This window comes from Streptomyces sp. NPDC005963, from assembly GCF_040638655.1.
Classification (GTDB): Bacteria; Actinomycetota; Actinomycetes; order Streptomycetales; family Streptomycetaceae; genus Streptomyces.
In genome coordinates, this window is the sequence record NZ_JBEXVD010000004.1 from 332,664 (window position 1) to 349,572 (window position 16,909).

A 16,909-nucleotide genomic window follows, 5' to 3' on the forward strand; every position below is an offset into this window, starting at 1 on the left:
ACACACGTGGAAGGAGCTTCTGCGATGCAGGGCGACCCCGAGGTCATCGAGTTCCTCAATGAACAGCTCACGGCCGAGCTGACGGCGATCAACCAGTACTTCCTCCACGCGAAGATGCAGGAGAACTTCGGTTGGACGAAGCTTGCCAAGTACACCCGGGCCGAGTCGTTCGATGAGATGAAGCACGCAGAGGTGCTGACCGACCGCATCCTCTTCCTCGACGGCCTGCCGAACTACCAGCGGCTGTTCCACGTGCGGATCGGCCAGACGGTCACCGAGATGTTCCAGGCCGATCGACAGGTCGAGGTCGAGGCGATCGACCGGCTCAAGCGTGGCATCGAGGTCATGCGCACCAAGGGCGACATCACGTCGGCGAACATCTTCGAGTCGATCCTTGAGGACGAGGAACACCACATCGACTATCTCGACACCCAGTTGGAACTGGTCGAGAAGTTGGGTGAGCCGCTCTACATCGCCCAGCTGATCGAGCAGCCGGAGAGCTGAGCGCCTTCCAGCGGGGTGCTCGAACCATCGGGCGGACGACCGTTGGTGATCGACGGGAATCCATCGGATCCGGTTCGTCGGGCACCGCCTCAGGCGGCCTCGTTCAGCTCCGATACGGCCCTCAGAGCCGGCTTGCCCTGGTCGAGCAGCTCACGCCGTGGGCAGTTGCCGCGGCCGAGGATCGACTGGATGCGCCGCACGCATGACCCGCAGTCGGTGCCCGCCTTGCAGGCGGACGCTATTTGGCGCGGAGTGTGGGCGCCGGCGTCAGCGTGCTCCTTCACCTGCTTCTCGGTGATGCCGAAGCATGAGCAGACGTACACGCGGGTCACCTCCCCGACGGGCCGATGGGATCTGGGGCGCGCCTTTTCCGATTGATCGGTGAGGCAAACCTAACCTTACCCGCCTTGAGGGTGGCTGAAAACAGTGTGGGGCACGTATCACATGGATACGTGCCCCACATCACACTCAAAACTGCTGATCAGCTCACTGGTCGCGGTACATCTCGGCGACCAGGAAGGCCAGGTCCAGCGACTGGCTGCGGTTCAGCCGGGGGTCGCAGGCCGTCTCGTACCGCTGGTGGAGGTCGTCGACGAAGATCTCGTCACCGCCGCCCACGCACTCGGTGACGTCGTCGCCGGTCAGCTCGACGTGAATGCCGCCCGGGTGGGTGCCCAACGCCTTGTGGACCTCGAAGAAGCCCTTGACCTCGTCGAGGACGTCGTCGAACCGCCGCGTCTTGTGGCCGGAAGCGGCCTCGAAGGTGTTGCCGTGCATCGGGTCGGTGACCCAGGCGACGGTCGCACCCGACGCGGTGACCTTCTCGACCAGCTCCGGAAGCTTGTCGCGGACCTTGTCGGCGCCCATGCGGACGATGAAGGTCAACCGGCCCGGCTCGCGGTCCCGGTCGAGACGGTCGATGTACTGGAGGGCGTCGTCCACGGTGGTGGTCGGGCCCAACTTGATGCCGATGGGGTTGCGGATCTTCGAGGCGAACTCGATGTGCGCCCCGTCCAGCTGGCGGGTGCGCTCGCCGATCCAGACCATGTGGCCGGAAACGTCGTACAGGTGCCCGGTGCGGGAGTCGATCCGCGTGAGCGCCGACTCGTAGTCGAGCAACAGCGCCTCGTGCGAGGCGAAGAACTCGACCGTACGGAACTCCGCGGGATCGGTGCCGCACGCCTCCATGAAGTTGAGGGCGTTGTCGATCTCGCGGGCGAGCTGTTCGTAACGCTGACCGGACGGGGAGGACTTCACGAAGTCCTGGTTCCAGGCGTGCACCTGGCGCAGGTCCGCGTAACCGCCGGTGGTGAAGGCGCGCACCAGGTTGAGCGTGGCCGCGGAGGCGTTGTACATCCGCTTCAGCCGCTCGGGGTCCGGGACGCGGGCCTCTTCGGTGAAGTCGAAGCCGTTGACGGAGTCGCCGCGGTAGGTCGGCAGCGTCAGTCCGTCGCGGGTCTCGGTGGGCTTGGACCGCGGCTTGGAGTACTGGCCCGCGATGCGACCGACCTTCACCACGGGGACGGATGCCGCGTAGGTCAGGACCGCTCCCATCTGGAGCAGGGTCTTCAGCTTGGCGCGGATGTCGTCGGCGCCCACGGCTTCGAAGGACTCGGCGCAGTCGCCGCCCTGGAGCAGGAACGCCTCTCCGCGGGCGACGGCAGCCATCCGGGCGCGCAGTTGGTCGCACTCCCCCGCGAAGACCAGCGGGGGGTAGCTCTCCAGCTCGGCGACGACCCCGCGAAGAGCTTCGGGATCGGGATACTCGGGCTGCTGCGCGGCAGGCAGGTTTCGCCAGGTGGGCACCGGGGCAGCTGAGCTCTCAACGTTCATCGTCACGCTCTTTAGGTTACGACGTCGCCGGGCCGTACTCCCCGGCCGCTCACACTCTGGACAGGGATCGCCCCGGCCCGGGAGCGGGTCCATGGGCACGGGGGCGTGCGATGGGGCGGGTGGGGCGCGACTTTGGCGCTCCTCCCGGGCGCGAGGTGGTTTTGGTCACAGCCGTCGTCCTCGATCCCCTGTGCGCTACAGTTCGCGGCGTGACCGCACATGTGCAGCAGAACTGGTGGTGGACCGCTCACTCGGCGGCCCACTGACTGCGCACGGCGCAATCGGAACTCCCACAGGCCGCCCGAGGGGCGGCCTTCGGTGTTTCCGCAGCGAAACGGGCCGTTCCTCCTCCTCTCCTCGGAAGGAACAGCCCGGATGGCAACCGCCGCAACACCCCCGCAGAACCTCGGTCGACTCCTCGACGACGCATGTCCCCCCTTCGCGCTGCTGCGCAGACGCACCCCCGGCCACGATCAGAACCTGGTGGAGGTCCTGATCGGTTCGGTACGGGAGGTCGAAACCCTCGCCGAGCTCCCCGTCTCCCAGCGCCCCTCGCTCGCGCTCGTCCCCTTCCGGCAGATCGCGGAACGGGGTTTCGACGTCCACGACGACGGGACGCCCCTGAGCGTGCTGGTCGCGGACGAGTCCTGGACGCTCCCGCTCGACGAGGCGCTGCGGACGCTGCCCGCGCACGCGGTGAGCGTCGAATCGGGGGCCTTCGACATCGGGGACGCCGAGTACGCCGAGGTCGTGCGCCGGGTGATCGAGGACGAGATCGGTCAGGGCGAGGGGGCGAACTTCGTGATCCGACGCACGTTCTCCGGTGCCGTGCCCGGATTCGGCCGGGCGGACGCGCTGGCGCTGTTCCGCAGGCTGCTGGCCGGTGAGCGCGGTGCGTACTGGACCTTCGTCGTGCACACCGGGGAGCGCACGCTGGTCGGCGCCAGCCCGGAGGTGCACGTGCGGATGAGCGGCGAGACCGTGGTGATGAATCCGATCAGCGGCACGTTCCGCTACCCGCCCGAGGGCCCCGACGCCGAAGGGCTGCTGCGCTTCCTCGACGACGGCAAGGAGCGCGACGAACTGTCGATGGTGGTCGACGAAGAACTGAAGATGATGTGCACCGTCGGCGACCGGGGCGGAGTCGTCGTCGGTCCGCGGCTGAAGGAGATGACCCACCTCGCCCACACCGAGTACGAACTCCGCGGGCGCTCGTCGCTGGACGTGCGGGAGGTGCTGAAGGAGACGATGTTCGCGGCGACGGTCACCGGATCGCCCGTCCAGAACGCCTGTCGGGTCATTCGGCGGTACGAGGCGGGGGGCCGCGGCTACTACGCGGGCGCGCTCGCCCTCCTCGGTGTCGACGCAGGGGGGCAGCAGATGCTGGACTCCCCCATCACGATCCGTACGGCCGACATCTCCGCCGACGGTCGGGTGCGGGTGGCGGTCGGAGCGACGCTGGTGCGGCATTCGGACCCCGAGGCTGAGGTGGCCGAGACGCGCACCAAGGCGGCGGGGGTACTGGCGGCGCTCGGCGTGGGTCCGCGGCGCAGCGAGGAGGGCCCCGAGCGTCCCCGGCTGGCGGACGACCCCCGGGTGCAGGCGGCCCTGGAGTCGCGGCGGGCGTCGCTGGCCCCGTTCTGGCTGCGGATGCAGGAGCGTTCCGTCGAGTCGACCGGACACGCCCTGATGATCGACGGTGAGGACACCTTCACCGCGATGCTGGCGTATCTGTTGCGCTCCACTGGGCTGGAGGTGACCGTGCGGCGCTTCGACGAACCGGGGCTGCGCCAGACGGCACTGACCCATCCGGGACCGGTGGTGCTGGGGCCGGGGCCGGGCGATCCCACCGATGCGTCCGATCCGAAGATGCGGCTGCTGCGGGGGCTGACGGCCGAACTGCTGTCGAGCCGCCCGCAGGGGCTGTTGGGCGTGTGTCTGGGCCATGAGCTGATCGCCGCGGAGCTGGGCGTGCCGATCGTACGGAAGGCGCAGCCGTACCAGGGCGCGCAGGAGCGCATCGAACTGTTCGGACGCACGAGGACCGTCGGCTTCTACAACAGTTTCACCGCGCGCTGCGATGACCGGATGGCCGCGGAACTCGTGGGGCGGGGCGTGGAGGCGGCGCGGGACCCGCTGACCGGTGATGTCCATGCGCTGCGGTCGGCTGCCTTCGCCTCGGTGCAGTTCCATCCCGAATCGGTGCTGACCCTGGACGGTCCGGCAGTGGTCTCCGAGCTTCTGGCGGCCACGGCGCTGCCGCGCGGCTGACACCCCGGGTGCGGGCGTCGTCAGGGACGGCCCGCGCCCACGGCCGGTCGGGAACGGCGTCCGCGTACCGTCCGCCGGATCAGCCCGCCTTCGGGACGAGGAAGTTCCCGGTGCGCCGACCGGCCGCGTAGTCGTTGACGTTCTGCACGGTCGCGGCGACGATCTGGCCGACCGCGTCCTCGGTGTAGTACGCCTGGTGCGAGGTGACGAGGACCTGGGGGAAGGTGACCAGTCGGGCCAGGGTGTCGTCCTCGACGGGCTCCAGGGACTTGTCGAGGAAGAAGAGTCCGGCCTCCGCCTCGTACACATCGAGCCCCACCCCGGTGAACCTGCCCTTGCGCAACTCGCCCACCAGGGCTTCCGTGTCGATCAGTCCACCCCGGCTGGAGTTGATCAGGATGGCGTCGTCCTTCATGGCGCGCAGCGCGTCCCGGCCGATCAGGTGGTGGGTGGCGGGGAGCAGGGGCACATGCAGACTGACGAGGTCGGCGGACGCGAGCAGTTCGTCCTTGTCGACGTACCGCATCCCGAGTTCGACGCAGGCGGGATTCTCGGTGATGTCCCAGCCCAAGAGGTTCATTCCAAGGCCATGGGCGATCCGGGTGAATGCCTCGCCGATCTTTCCGGTACCGATCACACCGACCGTGCGGCCGTGAAGATCACGGCCCATGAGCCCGTCGAGGCGAAAGTCGAAATCACGGGTGCGGGCGGATGCACGGACAATTCTGCGGTTGACCGCCATGGCCAGCGCCCAGGCGAACTCGGCCACGGAGTAGGGCGAGTAGAAGGAGACCCTCGCAATGGTCAGACCCAGCCGCTCCGCCACCTCAAGATCGATATTATTGAATCCTGTGGAACGTTGAGCGATCATGTTGGTACCGCCGACCGCCAGGGTTTGCAGCACCGGTCCGCTCAGATTGGCGTTGACGCTCGTGGAGATCGTTTCATAGCCCGCGGCGATGGGCGCGGTGTCGGGACTGAGGAACACCTCGACACAGCGGACGTCGTGAAGTCCGGCGAATGCCTTTTCGATCAAGGGCTTCTCATCCGCCTGCACCCCGAAGGCAAGGACGTCCACGACTTCCTCCAGGAATGTGAGCTGTGGGCCGGATATCGCGAAGGGTCCGGATATCGCGAATATACGGCCCACACCTCGGTGGCGCCGTTCAGCGTGTGGATCAGCCGAAGAACACTCCGGCTTCCTCGTAGAGCTTCGGGTCGACCGTCTTGAGCTTCGAGGTCGCGTCCGAGATCGGGACCCGGACGATGTCGGTGCCCTGGAGGGCGACCATCTTGCCGAAGTCGCCGTCCCGCACCGCGTCGATCGCGTGCAGCCCAAAGCGGGTCGCCAGCCAGCGGTCGAAGGCACTGGGAGTGCCCCCGCGCTGGACATGGCCGAGAACCGTCGTACGGGCCTCCTTGCCCGTACGGGACTCGATCTCCTTGGCCAGCCACTCGCCGACCCCGGAGAGCCGTACGTGCCCGAAGGAGTCGAGCGAACCGTCCTTGAGCACCGCATCGCCGTCCTTGGGCATGGCGCCCTCGGCCACCACGACGATCGGTGCATAGGTGGCTCTGAAACGCGAGGTCACCCACTTGCAGACCTGGTCGACGTCGAACCGCTGCTCGGGGATGAGGATGACGTTGGCGCCGCCCGCGAGACCCGAGTGGAGCGCGATCCACCCCGCGTGCCGGCCCATCACCTCCACGACGAGCACCCGCATATGCGACTCGGCCGTGGTGTGCAGTCGGTCGATCGCCTCGGTGGCGATGCCGACGGCCGTGTCGAATCCAAAGGTGTAGTCGGTTGCGGAAAGATCATTGTCGATGGTCTTGGGCACCCCGACACAGGGAATTCCGTACTCGTCGTAGAGCGCTGTCGCGACGCCGAGAGTGTCCTCGCCGCCAATTGCGATCAATGCATCGACCTCGTGCTTTGCGAGATTTTCCTTGATCCGCCGTACGCCGTCTTCGGCTTTGAGCGGGTTGGTGCGGGAGGAGCCGAGAATGGTGCCACCGCGAGGCAGAATGCCGCGTACTGCCGCGATGTCGAGCGGGATCGTGTCACCTTCGAGCGGGCCGCGCCATCCGTCGCGGTAACCGACGAACTCGTACGCGTACTCCTGAATGCCCTTCCGGACAGCGCCGCGGATGACGGCGTTGAGGCCGGGGCAGTCGCCGCCCCCGGTCAGTACTCCTACGCGCATGGATACTTCCCTTCGCCTGAATGGGCCCCAAATCCGTCTTCTCGCGGGGGCCCCAGGACGGCAACGCTAGTGGTGAAACGCGTCACCGTGGGATGCGAGGGATAGCCAATTCCCGCGCTAATTAAGGCCGTTGAAGCACTGCATAGAGGGGCTTTTTCACTCTTACGAGCGGGGTGGTGCTCGCACGCTCACCACCACCCGGCCGTGGCTATGGCGCACGCCGGCGGACGGCCGTGATCACAACGCGCAAAGGCAGGCAAGGGGGACGATCACCACGGGGGTCCCGACGGCTCGCACGACACTTGCTGAAACGCGACACCAAAACGTCGGTGCGGCGCCCGTTTCCGGGGGCACCGCACCGACGCGGAGATGTTCCACCCGGCGCGCGCCGGAGCGCTCACGGGCCCGGCCCGGCCGTCGGGGGCGAAGCTAACGTCGGCCGCCGCGGGGGACCTCGGGACCGTCAGGGGTGTCGATGCCGCGTTCTATCGCATAGCGCACGAGTTCCACCCGGTTGTGCAGTTGCAACTTGCCGAGGGTGTTCTGGACGTGGTTCTGCACCGTGCGGTGGGAGATGACCAGCCGCTCCGCGATCTGCTTGTACGAGAGCCCCTTGGCGACCAACCGCAGCACCTCGGTCTCCCGGTCGGTCAGCTGCGGGGCCTTGGGCTCGTCCGCACCCGACGCGGGGGCCGGCTCCGTGGCCAGCCTGCGGTACTCCCCGAGCACCAGACCGGCCAGCCCCGGGGTGAAGACGGCGTCCCCCACGGCCGTGCGGCGCACGGCATCGGTCAGCTCCTGCGTGCTCGCGGACTTCAGCAGATAGCCCGTGGCACCCGACTTCACCGCCTCCAGCACGTCCGCGTGCTCACCGCTGGCGGACAGCACCAGGACCCGTACCCCCGGCAGTGCGCCGACCACTTCCTTGCACACCTGCACACCGGGGAGCTCGGGAAGGTTGAGGTCGAGTACGAGGACGTCCGGCACGGTGGCCTTGGCCCGGCGTACCGCCTGTCGACCGTCGCCGGCCGTGGCCACCACGTCGAATCCGGCCGCGGCCAGGTCGCGGGCGACCGCGTCCCGCCACATCGGGTGGTCGTCGACGACCATCACCCTGACCGTCTGCTGCTCCGTCATCTCCCGCTGCCTTCCCCCGCCGAACTCATCGCCCTCGGTGAATTGATCGACCCCATGAAACCGACCCTATGAACAAGTGAACTGAAATGGAACGAAATCAAATGAAGGGGATGGCGGGCGCAGGAGTTCGGCCGCCCGTGACCTGGCAGGGCCCGCCGTCTCACCGTCTCGCCGTCTCGCCGTCTCACCGACGGAACGCGCTCCGAACGTCATCGCTGGCGCGGCACCTTCAACTCGACCTCCGTTCCCTGCCCCGGTACGGAGACCAGTTCGGCCGTGCCGCCCAGATCCCGCAACCGGCCGCGGATGGACTGGGCGACACCCAGCCTGCCCTCGCCCTCCGCCTGGGCGAGACGGCCGTCCGGAATGCCGGGGCCGTCGTCCCGGACGGTGACGATCACCTCGTCCGTCCAGTCCTCCACCAGGATCCAGGCGTTGGCATCCGCACCCGCATGGCGCTTCACGTTGTCCAGGGCGGCGCCGACGGCGGCCGTCAGTTCGGCCGCGGCCAGCGCCGGGAGCTGCACCGGAGCGCCCGGCTCCGACAAGGTCACCTGCGGGCCCGCATAACGGGCGAGGAGGGAGCGGACATCGCACTCGTGGGCTGACTCGTCGTAATCCTCCCCACCGAGCACGTACTCGGTGACCGTTGTCTCGCCGGCCTCGGCGGCACCCGGGCGCGTGACGGGCACCAGTCCGCGGGAGACGAGGGTACGCAGGGCGATCTCCTGCTCCCCGGCCATCCGACCCAACTCGGCCGCTTCGCCGCCGAGGGCCGTGCCGCGGCGCTGCACCATCGCCAGCACCTGGAGCACCCCGTCGTGGATGTCCCGCGCCATCCGCTCGCGCTCCCGGGTCACCGCCTCGATCTCCAGTGCCCGGGCCAGGGTGCGCTCGGAGGCCCGCGCGACCTCGACCACGTATCCGATGGCTATCGAGGCGACCCAGACCAGGAGCACGTTATGGAAGGTGTCCCGGCTGGGCTCGGCGCGCTCAAGGATGTTGGCGACGGCGACCAGCGACGAGGCGAAGCCCGCCCACCGCCAGCCGCCCTTGATGGCGAAGGCGAGGACGGCGCCCGCGGTCCAGATGGACGGCAGGGTGGGCCCGTCGACGTGCCGTGCGTCCACGTCGGCGAGGGGGGTGATCAGAATGCCCGTGAGCGCGATGGTGAGGTCCGCGCCCAGGAAGCGCTTGGTGCAGCGGGCGGCGTTGGAGACCTGGGGCAGGGTGGCCAGCGTCCAGACCGACATCACCGTCAGGAAGACGACCGCCACCCAGGGACGCTCGAACTTCTGGGGGGTGAAGGCGAAGAGGAGTATCGCGTACACCATCGTCAGCACGCGGTAGCCGGCGAGCGCGCGCCACAAGGGCAGCTCGACCGACATCCGCGCGCCCTGCTGGCCCCGACCGTCCCCCGGCCTCTTGGCACCCTCGGCGTCCGCGCCCTTCCCGGCCATGTCCCCCACCCCCGATCACCCCCTGATCGACGACCGCGCTGCTATGCGGCCGGCGGTCTGTCCGTCTGCTCGACACCCTCGACCGGAGCAGCCGGAACGGTCGGCTCCGCCCCACGGGGCTTGCTCCCCTGGGCCTTCGCCGCCGCCTTCGCCGCCTTCTCCGCCTCCGCGATCTCCCGCTTGGCGACCGTGGCGTAGATGTCGACGTACTCCTGCCCGGACAGCTTCATGATCTCGTACATGACCTCGTCGGTCAGTGAACGCAGAATGTAGCGGTCCTCCTCCAGTCCCTGGTAGCGGCTGAAGTCGAGCGGCTTGCCGATCCTGATGCCCGGACGCATCAGCTTGGGGACGACCTTGCCGGGCGGCTGGATCTTCTCCGTGTCGATCATGGCGATGGGGATCACGGGGGCGCCGGTCGCGAGCGCCACCCGGCCCAGGCCACCGGGCTTGCCCCGGTAGAGCCGGCCGTCCGGGGAGCGGGTGCCCTCGGGGTAGATGCCGAAGAGACCTCCGCCCTCCACCACCTCGATGCCGGCCTTGACCGCGGCCTGACCGGCGCCCCGCCCACCGGACCTGTCCACCGGAAGCTGCCCTACGCCCTTGAAGAAGGCGGCGGTGAGCCGACCCTTGACCCCGGGGGAGGTGAAGTACTCCGCCTTCGCGATGAACGTGACCTTCCGGTCGAGGACCGCGGGCAGGAAGAAGGAGTCGGAGAAGGAGAGATGGTTGCTCGCGAGGATCGCCGGGCCATCGGCGGGAATGTTCTCCAGACCCTCCACCCAGGGCCTGAAGGCAAGCTTCAGCGAGCCTCCGATGGAGAACTTCATTGCGCCGTAGATCAACTCGAATGCCTCCTGTTGCTGTCGAACAGACCTTAACCCGACGTGACTGCGGGGCCGGTGCATCCCCCGCGCCGGTGGACTTATGGACCTGGTCGGTGTCAGTCCGGTCGCGTACGGTGAGATGCACCCCCTTCGATGCCTCGTGCCACACAGAACAGGAGACCCCGGTGCCGGTCCTTCCCGGAGCCGAGCCCTACCGCCATGAAGGCGGCGAGGTAGGCGTCCTTCTCTGCCACGGATTCACCGGTTCACCGCAGTCATTGCGTCCCTGGGCGGAGTTCCTGGCGGAGCGGGGGCTGACGGTGTCCCTGCCGCTGCTCCCGGGTCACGGCACCCGCTGGCAGGACATGCAGGTGACCGGGTGGCAGGACTGGTACGCGGAGGTCGACCGGGAGCTGCGCGAGTTGATCTCCCGGTGTGAGGTCGTCTTCGTCTTCGGACTCTCCATGGGAGGGGCCCTCGCACTGCGGCTGGCCGCCCGCCACGGGGACGCGGTCCGGGGCGTCGTCGTCGTCAATCCCGCGAACAAGGTGCACGGCGTGGCCGCACGGGCCCTGCCCGTGGTCCGCCATTTCGTGCGGAGCACCCAGGGCCTGACCGACGACATCGCCAAGCGCGGCGCCCACGAGGTCGGCTACGACCGGGTCCCGCTGCACGCCGCCCACTCCCTGCGGAGCTTCCTCCGTCTCGTCGACGGCGAGCTGCCCCAGGTCACCCAGCCCATGGTGCTCCTGCACAGTTTGGAGGACCATGTGGTACCGCCGGTCGACTCGGCGCGGATTCTCGGCCGGGTCTCCTCCACGGACGTCACTGAGGTCGTGTTGGAACAGAGCTACCACGTGGCGACGTTGGACCACGATGCGGAGCGGATCTTCCACGAGAGTTGTGCGTTCGTCGACCGGCTCGCTCCGAATGCCGTGAGGAAGGGGAGCACCGCCGGTGGCTGAGCAGCATGACGCGGACCGTGAGCCGCAGCCCATCGACGAGGAGGCGGCCTGGGCCGCCATCGTCGCGGGGTACGGGGAGGAGCCGGCGGACCCGCCGGGCGCCAAGCCGTTCAAGTCGGTGGAGGATCTCGCGCTCCTCGAAGGGGAGGTGAACGAGTCGCCCCGGGGCAAGGGGGACGACCGGTCGCCCGACGAAGACCAGGCGGCCGGGCTCGGTAGTTCCATCACCTTCGCCCCCGGGGTCGGTGGTGCGGGCCCCCGCGACTACCAGGTGATCGACCCGAACGAAGCGAACGTCAACCAGGGCGATGAGGGGGACGAAAGCGACGAAGGCCACTTTGTGCCCCCGGAGCCGCCTCCGCTGCCCGAGGCCGACGTCACGGCGAAGTTCGCCTGGCTGGCGGTGATCGGCGGCCCGGTGCTGATGCTGGTCGCGGTCCTGCTCCAGTGGGAGATGACCTGGTGGTTGACCACCTTGTGCGTCGGTGGGTTCCTCGGGGGCTTCGCGACGCTGGTGGCCAGGATGGCCCACGGAGACGAAGAGGACGACGACCCCGGCCGGGGAGCGGTCGTCTAGGGAGCGTCCGCGGGCCGGGGCTGGGCGGCCTCAGGAGTTGGCGAAGGCGGGGTGCACGGCGGGGATCCTGAGCGCGGCCAGCACGGGCAGATGATCGCTGGCCGCGCGCAGATCGGCCGCGCTCACTCCGGGGTGCTCGACGGGCACCCCGCAGCCGAGCACCTCGATGCCGTGACTCGCGAACACCGCGTCGATGCGGCGCCGTGGCCGGCCCGGGTCGAAGGTGTGCTCCCCGCCCCATGGCGCGGTGGCCCAGCAGTCCTGGAGACTGGCTGCGATCCGCTGGAAGCCGCGGCCGGACGGCGTCTCGTTGATGTCCCCTCCGACGACGGCGTACGGCACGTCCATCGCGGCGAGCCGATCGATGAGCAGCCCAGCCTGTGCATGGCGCTCGGCGTCCGCCAGGCTCAAGTGACAGCTGAGCACGCCCAGTCTGGCAGCGCCGATCGTGACGACGGCGGTGGCGAATCCCCGCCGGTGCTGGCCGGGCACGAGCGGGAGCAGGACGTCCTGCGTCCGCTCGACGGTCGCCCGCAGTGAGCACAGGAGCAGGGGCCCGGCAGCGGTGGCGCCACCGCTGAGGACGACGAGATCGGTCTTCGCGGCGAGCCGTGCCGCGTGCTTGCGCCAGCGGAAGAAGCGGGGGGCCTCCTGGATGAAGACGAGGTCGGGCGCACAGGCCCGGATCACCCGGGCGAGGGCGTCCTCGTCGTCGCGCAACGAGCGGATGTTGTAGCTGAGGACCCGAACGACGGCGGAACCGTCGGGTTCGGTACGGGAGTTGGGCAGGACCGTGGCCATGCCAGCACCCTACGACGGAGTCGCCCGCGATTCGTCAGGCTCGCCCTGGCACTGCCACCACCCGTCTTCTTCGCGGGGTGGGCCCGTGACCTCGTGCGGTGCGGTGGGGGAGATGTCTGATGCGGAGGGATTCGGGTAGCCGCTGCGACACGGACCCCGGCAGGAAGGTGAGGACGTGATGACCGGTACGACCCGCCATGCGTCCTGCGGTGCTGGCGATCGTCCGGGCGGATCGGTCCGTCCGGAGGACGACCCTGGCACCGCCGAGCACCCCTGCATCCCGAGAGGCAAGGAAGGGCACACCATGAACGGCATCCCCCATCCCCGGCGCAATGTCCTCGACACCGAGGAGTTGCGCTCGCGTGCGCTGGACACCCGGGAACAGCTGGGACAGACCGTTGACGCACTGGTCGCGAAGGCCGAGGTGCCGGAACAGGTCAAGGTGAAGGCGGCAGCCGCCAGGACCCAACTGGTGGACGCGGCGACGGCCGTGGGCGACAAGTTGCGCGAGGTCACCCCGCCGCCCGTCCAGGAGACGACGGCACTGGTCGCCGAGACGGCCCGGAGGAGGCGGGTACCGCTGCTCACGGTGGGCATAGCAGCCGTGGTGCTGGTGGTGCTGGCTCGTCGGAGGGTCCGGTGAAGGTGTCGAAGGTGCTCTACAAACCGGTGGGTGCCGGGGTCGGAGCGCTCGGGGGGCTGCTCGCCAGCGCGGCCTTCGCCCAGATCTGGAAGCGCCTCGGCCATGAGGACAAGGCGCCCGGCCCGACGGATGAGGACCGCGGCTGGGGTGAGGTGTTGATCGCCGCGGCGCTCCAGGGGGCGGTGTTCGCCGTGGTGAAGGCGGCCGTGGACCGCGGCGGGGCGACCGCGACCCGTCGACTGACCGGGAGCTGGCCCGGATAGCCGCCGCCCCGCCCCCTTCGGCCCGGCCGGGACCAGTCATGCCGGTCCTGGGCCGAAGGGCGGGACGGGACGGCGCCGATGGCCGTGTGCCGAGCCCGGGCGTGCTAACCCTGGCGTGCCAGGTCAGCCGCTCCCACCAGGCCGGCCTTGTTGCCCAGTTGGGCGGCGAGCACCTGGGCGTGGGGGCGCCACTGGGCGCCGATCAGCCAGCGCCGGAAGGACTTGCGGATCGGTTCGAGGACCAACTCCCCCTCGTCCGACACACCGCCGCCGACGATGAAGGCAGACGGGTCGAACAGCGACGCGAGATCGGCCAGGCCGGCCCCGGCCCAGCGGGCGAGCTCTCGGAAGGAGTCGACGGCGACCGGGTCACCCTGGCGTGCGGCGGCGCTGACGTGCTTGCCTTCGATGCCGTCGATCGTGCCGTCACCGAGTCCCAACAGGATCTCGGCGTTCTCCGGGGTGGCGTTGGCGCGCTGCCGCGCATAGCGGACGAGCGCCCGGCCCGATGCGTACTGCTCCCAGCACCCCTGGCTGCCGCAGCCGCAGAGCAGGCCGTCCGGCACCACGCGGATGTGACCGAACTCAGCGGCCACTCCGTAGCGCCCTCGCCGCAGCTTGTTGCCGATGATGATGCCGCCGCCGAGTCCAGTACCGAGCGTGATGCAGATGACATCGTCGTGCCCCTGCCCGGCCCCGAAGCGGTACTCGCCCCAGGCTGCCGCATTGGCGTCGTTCTCGACGACGACCGGCAGCCCCACGCGCTGCTCGACCTTGTCCTTGAGGGGCTCGTGGCGCCAGTCGATGTTGGGGGCGAAGAGGACGGTGGCCCGTTTGTCGTCCACATAACCCGCGGCGCCGATGCCGACGGCCTCGATCTGGTGTCCCTCGCCCGCCGCGCCGACGGCGGTACAGATGGCGTCCACGATGCCACCGGGGGTCGGCGGGGTGGGCACCTTGTGCGTCTTGAGGATCGTGCCCGCCTCGTCGACAACGCCCGCAGCGATCTTGGTGCCGCCGATGTCGACGCCGATGGTGAGTCCCATGTGCCCCTCAGTTCCCGGTATGGCCACTGGCACCAACCGTACCCGAGGGCGGCAGGACCATGATCAGTCCAGGTCGATGTGTTCGCCGCCACCGGGTTCGTCGTCGCGCGGATCGCCGGACTTCTTCGAGGGCCCGGACGGCTCCTCGGTGCCCTGCGTCCACCGCCGCTCCTGGCCCTCGACGGCCGAGCGGTAGGCGGCGAGCAGTTCACCGCCGGCGGCAGCGAGGTGATCGAAGACCTGCGGGTTGCGCTGCAACACCGGCTCGACGGCGGACTTCGCCTGATTCACCAGTTGCTGTACGGCGCTCTGGGCCGCGACCCCGGGCAGGGACGACTGGAACTCGTTGACCTTGTCGGCCACGACACCGAAGAGTTTGCGCAGCTCATCGCCGGCGGATCCGGGCGGGGGGCCGTACTGGGCGCGGCGACGGGCCTTCTCGGACGCGAGGTCTTCGGCGCAGGCGTCGGCCCATGCGTCGGCGTCGGCTGGCCGCTCGGTGGCATCGCTCATGGCGTACTCCTGCACAGGGCGTTGGTCCGGCGATGGGTGTTCGTACCCTCGACGTTACCCGAACGGACGCGAACGGTTCAGCGAGTGCGCGGCCAGAGATCGGGGTCGGGGGTGAATCGGACTCTGAGGGCGCCCTCCGTCAGTGCCGCCCCTGAGACGGTGCAGCGGCGCAGGGCGGAGGGCAGCGGAACGATCCTGCGGAAGGGGCCGACGGTGAGGACGAGTTCTTCGCCGCGGCGTACGAGGTGCACGTCTCCCTTCCTGGCCCCGGGCAGCGGGATGGCCCAGACGAAGGTGCCGTCCTCGTCGCGGTGGTCGACGACCTGCTTCCCAGCGGTGTCGGCGGGGCAGCGGGTGTCGGCGCCGGCATGGTCGGGGAGCAGTTCCGCGGCGACATCACGGAGTGCTTCGAGGCCCCGGGGCTCCCGTCCGGTGTGGCTGACCTCGCGGACGTGCGGCCCCCATTCCCCGTACCACTCGTGCAACGTCTTCTCCTGCTGTGCCGCGAGTCCCGCGAGCCAGGGGTCGGCGGAGTGCCGTGGGAGGACCCGGTTGGCGATCACCGCATCGACGTGCAGATCGTGCAGGGCGAGCCCGGTACGGGCGGTCCGCAGTGCGTCGGCGGCGGCCGGGCCGGGCTCGGCGACGAGGTGCACCACCGTGTCCGGTGAGGTCACCACCCGCTGGACCGCGGCGAGCTCGGCGTCCCAGCCGGCGGCCGTGTCGTACAACCACTGCGCGGGCATGGGGACCCCGGCGAGTTGGGCGAGGACGGGGCGCAGCGCGCGGGCGGCCTGGCGTTCAGGGGGTAGCAGTCGGCGGAGATAGCGGCGGAGCTGTTCGGGCAGGGCGAGCAGGGCGATGGCTTCGTGTATCGGGGGCAGGTCCACGACGACGGCGTCCCAGTCGCCGGCTGCCGCCGCGGTCAGAGCCTTGAGCAGGGCGAACTGCTCACTGCCGGGGAGCTCGGTCAACTCCTCGTCGGCGAGTTTGGTGGCGCCGAGGAGGTCGAGTGCGGTCGCGCCGCGTTCTTGCCAGGCGAGGAACTCGGCACGGAAGCGCGGGGCGCTGTCGAGCGCGGCGGCCCAGAGCCCCGCGGTGATCTCGACGGCGCACAGCCCGTCGGCGATCTCGGTCGTGTGCAGCCCGGGTGCCGGTGTGACGGGCAGGCCGAGGGGGGTGCCAGGCTCGGTGGACAGCAGGAGGACACGTGCCGGGCGGGCGCCGGGTGTCGCTGCCGTCGGTCGGGTCAGGGCGAGGGCGGTCGCCGCAGCGACGGTGGTTCGGCCCGCGCCGCCGAGTCCGGTGACGAGGACCAGGTGCATCAGTGGGTGGGTCCGCTCTCGACGCGCTTCTTCAGTCCGTCGAGGGCACGGTCGATGATGACCTTCTCGGCCTTGCGCTTGATCATTCCCAGCATCGGGATCTTGACGTCGACGGTGAGCCGGTAGGTGACCTCGGTGCGGTCGCCGCCGAGCGGGGTGAGGGTGTACGACCCGTCGATGGCCCGCAGCATCTGTGACTTGACCAGGGTCCAGCTGACCTGGTTCTTGCCGTCCCAGGTGTACGCGAGGGTGTGGTCGTCCTTGATCGCTCCGGCGTCGAGGACCAGCCGGACCTGTTCGGCGCGGCCGTCGGCGTCCCGGGAGATCACCTCGGCCTGCTTCACCTCGCCGGTCCATTCGGGATAGCGGTCGAAGTCCGAGATCACTCCCATCACTTCGGCCGGCGCCGCTTCGATGGTGATGCTTGAGCTGGTGTGTTCCGCCATCGCTGCGGCTCCCTGGAGTGCGGGTACGGACCGGTGTTTGATGGTGGAGAGGCTATCGCGACCGGGGGTGTCGTCCGTCTGCGGCCCTCCC

18 protein-coding genes are annotated in these 16,909 nt (G+C 69.3%); 6 read left to right on the plus strand and 12 right to left on the minus strand.

The annotated features are described in order from the left end of the window. Positions 1 to 24 precede the first annotated feature (24 nt). Positions 25 to 504 carry a bacterioferritin gene (gene bfr, locus ABZ348_RS09335; protein WP_358930962.1) on the plus strand — a complete coding sequence of 160 codons (480 nt, stop codon included), beginning with the start codon at positions 25 to 27 and terminating at the stop codon, positions 502 to 504. Between the two features lie 89 nt (positions 505 to 593). On the opposite strand, the gene ABZ348_RS09340 is transcribed toward bfr, so the two are convergent. Next, the gene (locus ABZ348_RS09340; protein WP_358930964.1) at positions 594 to 836 is read right to left on the minus strand and encodes a (2Fe-2S)-binding protein; all 243 of its coding nucleotides are present in this window, start codon (positions 834 to 836) and stop codon (positions 594 to 596) included. Positions 837 to 990: 154 nt separating this feature from the next. Continuing rightward, a complete protein-coding gene (locus ABZ348_RS09345; RefSeq protein WP_358930965.1) occupies positions 991 to 2,343 on the minus strand; it encodes a class II 3-deoxy-7-phosphoheptulonate synthase in 1,353 nt (450 codons plus the stop codon). Between the two features lie 369 nt (positions 2,344 to 2,712). Here ABZ348_RS09345 and ABZ348_RS09350 point away from each other — a divergent pair, with 369 nt between their 5' ends. Further along, complete coding sequence (locus ABZ348_RS09350) at positions 2,713 to 4,608, plus strand: anthranilate synthase family protein (RefSeq protein WP_358930967.1); 1,896 nt, start codon at positions 2,713 to 2,715, stop codon at positions 4,606 to 4,608. Positions 4,609 to 4,687: 79 nt separating this feature from the next. Here the strand turns inward: ABZ348_RS09350 and ABZ348_RS09355 are convergent, their stop codons facing one another. From ABZ348_RS09355 to ABZ348_RS09375, 5 genes are all read right to left on the minus strand, one after another. Beyond that, positions 4,688 to 5,686 carry a 2-hydroxyacid dehydrogenase gene (locus tag ABZ348_RS09355; RefSeq protein ID WP_358930969.1) on the minus strand — a complete coding sequence of 333 codons (999 nt, stop codon included), beginning with the start codon at positions 5,684 to 5,686 and terminating at the stop codon, positions 4,688 to 4,690. Positions 5,687 to 5,786: 100 nt separating this feature from the next. Beyond that, complete coding sequence (locus ABZ348_RS09360) at positions 5,787 to 6,815, minus strand: 6-phosphofructokinase (RefSeq protein WP_358930971.1); 1,029 nt, start codon at positions 6,813 to 6,815, stop codon at positions 5,787 to 5,789. A 429-nt stretch (positions 6,816 to 7,244) separates the two neighbouring features. Beyond that, complete coding sequence (locus tag ABZ348_RS09365) at positions 7,245 to 7,952, minus strand: response regulator transcription factor (protein WP_358930972.1); 708 nt, start codon at positions 7,950 to 7,952, stop codon at positions 7,245 to 7,247. Positions 7,953 to 8,161: 209 nt separating this feature from the next. After that, positions 8,162 to 9,340 (minus strand): DUF5931 domain-containing protein, encoded by a 1,179-nt coding sequence (locus ABZ348_RS09370; protein WP_358931087.1) that lies wholly within the window; start codon positions 9,338 to 9,340, stop codon positions 8,162 to 8,164. A 113-nt stretch (positions 9,341 to 9,453) separates the two neighbouring features. After that, complete coding sequence (locus ABZ348_RS09375; RefSeq protein ID WP_358931089.1) at positions 9,454 to 10,242, minus strand: lysophospholipid acyltransferase family protein; 789 nt, start codon at positions 10,240 to 10,242, stop codon at positions 9,454 to 9,456. Between the two features lie 182 nt (positions 10,243 to 10,424). Here ABZ348_RS09375 and ABZ348_RS09380 point away from each other — a divergent pair, with 182 nt between their 5' ends. After that, a complete protein-coding gene (locus ABZ348_RS09380) occupies positions 10,425 to 11,204 on the plus strand; it encodes an alpha/beta fold hydrolase (protein WP_358930974.1) in 780 nt (259 codons plus the stop codon). Further along, positions 11,197 to 11,781, plus strand: a complete 585-nt coding sequence (locus ABZ348_RS09385; RefSeq protein WP_358930976.1) for a hypothetical protein — start codon at positions 11,197 to 11,199, stop codon at positions 11,779 to 11,781. Before ABZ348_RS09380 ends, ABZ348_RS09385 begins: the two co-directional genes overlap by 8 nt. Before the next feature lie 30 nt (positions 11,782 to 11,811). On the opposite strand, the gene ABZ348_RS09390 is transcribed toward ABZ348_RS09385, so the two are convergent. Further along, positions 11,812 to 12,582, minus strand: coding sequence for an endonuclease/exonuclease/phosphatase family protein (locus ABZ348_RS09390; protein WP_358930978.1), 771 nt, complete (start codon positions 12,580 to 12,582; stop codon positions 11,812 to 11,814). Between the two features lie 178 nt (positions 12,583 to 12,760). On the opposite strand from ABZ348_RS09390, the gene ABZ348_RS09395 reads away from it, so the two are divergent. Next, on the plus strand, positions 12,761 to 13,225 hold the full coding sequence (locus ABZ348_RS09395) for a DUF3618 domain-containing protein (protein ID WP_358930980.1): 465 nt from the start codon (positions 12,761 to 12,763) through the stop codon (positions 13,223 to 13,225). Continuing rightward, the gene (locus ABZ348_RS09400; RefSeq protein ID WP_358930982.1) at positions 13,222 to 13,488 is read left to right on the plus strand and encodes a DUF4235 domain-containing protein; all 267 of its coding nucleotides are present in this window, start codon (positions 13,222 to 13,224) and stop codon (positions 13,486 to 13,488) included. Before ABZ348_RS09395 ends, ABZ348_RS09400 begins: the two co-directional genes overlap by 4 nt. 104 nt (positions 13,489 to 13,592) lie before the next feature. Here the strand turns inward: ABZ348_RS09400 and ABZ348_RS09405 are convergent, their stop codons facing one another. The 4 genes from ABZ348_RS09405 to ABZ348_RS09420 form a co-directional block, all read right to left on the minus strand. After that, complete coding sequence (locus tag ABZ348_RS09405; RefSeq protein ID WP_358930984.1) at positions 13,593 to 14,534, minus strand: ROK family glucokinase; 942 nt, start codon at positions 14,532 to 14,534, stop codon at positions 13,593 to 13,595. Positions 14,535 to 14,597: 63 nt separating this feature from the next. Then, positions 14,598 to 15,047: a DUF5304 domain-containing protein gene (locus ABZ348_RS09410; protein ID WP_358930986.1), complete on the minus strand. Its 450-nt coding sequence runs from the start codon at positions 15,045 to 15,047 to the stop codon at positions 14,598 to 14,600. A gap of 77 nt (positions 15,048 to 15,124) precedes the next feature. Beyond that, the gene (locus tag ABZ348_RS09415) at positions 15,125 to 16,372 is read right to left on the minus strand and encodes an ArsA-related P-loop ATPase (RefSeq protein ID WP_358930988.1); all 1,248 of its coding nucleotides are present in this window, start codon (positions 16,370 to 16,372) and stop codon (positions 15,125 to 15,127) included. Beyond that, positions 16,372 to 16,818, minus strand: coding sequence for an SRPBCC family protein (locus tag ABZ348_RS09420; protein ID WP_358930990.1), 447 nt, complete (start codon positions 16,816 to 16,818; stop codon positions 16,372 to 16,374). Before ABZ348_RS09420 ends, ABZ348_RS09415 begins: the two co-directional genes overlap by 1 nt. Positions 16,819 to 16,909: the final 91 nt, after the last annotated feature.

Bases quoted from the DNA above. Each gene is read 5' to 3' on its own strand.
- ABZ348_RS09365 (WP_358930972.1), bottom strand. From the start codon at position 7,952: ATGACGGAGCAGCAGACGGTCAGGGTGATGGTCGTCGACGACCACCCG.
- ABZ348_RS09420 (WP_358930990.1), bottom strand. From the start codon at position 16,818: ATGGCGGAACACACCAGCTCAAGCATCACCATCGAAGCGGCGCCGGCC.
- ABZ348_RS09350 (WP_358930967.1), top strand. From the start codon at position 2,713: ATGGCAACCGCCGCAACACCCCCGCAGAACCTCGGTCGACTCCTCGAC.
- bfr (WP_358930962.1), top strand. From the start codon at position 25: ATGCAGGGCGACCCCGAGGTCATCGAGTTCCTCAATGAACAGCTCACG.
- ABZ348_RS09410 (WP_358930986.1), bottom strand. From the start codon at position 15,047: ATGAGCGATGCCACCGAGCGGCCAGCCGACGCCGACGCATGGGCCGAC.
- ABZ348_RS09390 (WP_358930978.1), bottom strand. From the start codon at position 12,582: ATGGCCACGGTCCTGCCCAACTCCCGTACCGAACCCGACGGTTCCGCC.
- ABZ348_RS09405 (WP_358930984.1), bottom strand. From the start codon at position 14,534: ATGGGACTCACCATCGGCGTCGACATCGGCGGCACCAAGATCGCTGCG.
- ABZ348_RS09375 (WP_358931089.1), bottom strand. From the start codon at position 10,242: ATGAAGTTCTCCATCGGAGGCTCGCTGAAGCTTGCCTTCAGGCCCTGG.
- ABZ348_RS09360 (WP_358930971.1), bottom strand. From the start codon at position 6,815: ATGCGCGTAGGAGTACTGACCGGGGGCGGCGACTGCCCCGGCCTCAAC.
- ABZ348_RS09370 (WP_358931087.1), bottom strand. From the start codon at position 9,340: ATGTCGGTCGAGCTGCCCTTGTGGCGCGCGCTCGCCGGCTACCGCGTG.
- ABZ348_RS09415 (WP_358930988.1), bottom strand. From the start codon at position 16,372: ATGCACCTGGTCCTCGTCACCGGACTCGGCGGCGCGGGCCGAACCACC.
- ABZ348_RS09395 (WP_358930980.1), top strand. From the start codon at position 12,761: ATGACCGGTACGACCCGCCATGCGTCCTGCGGTGCTGGCGATCGTCCG.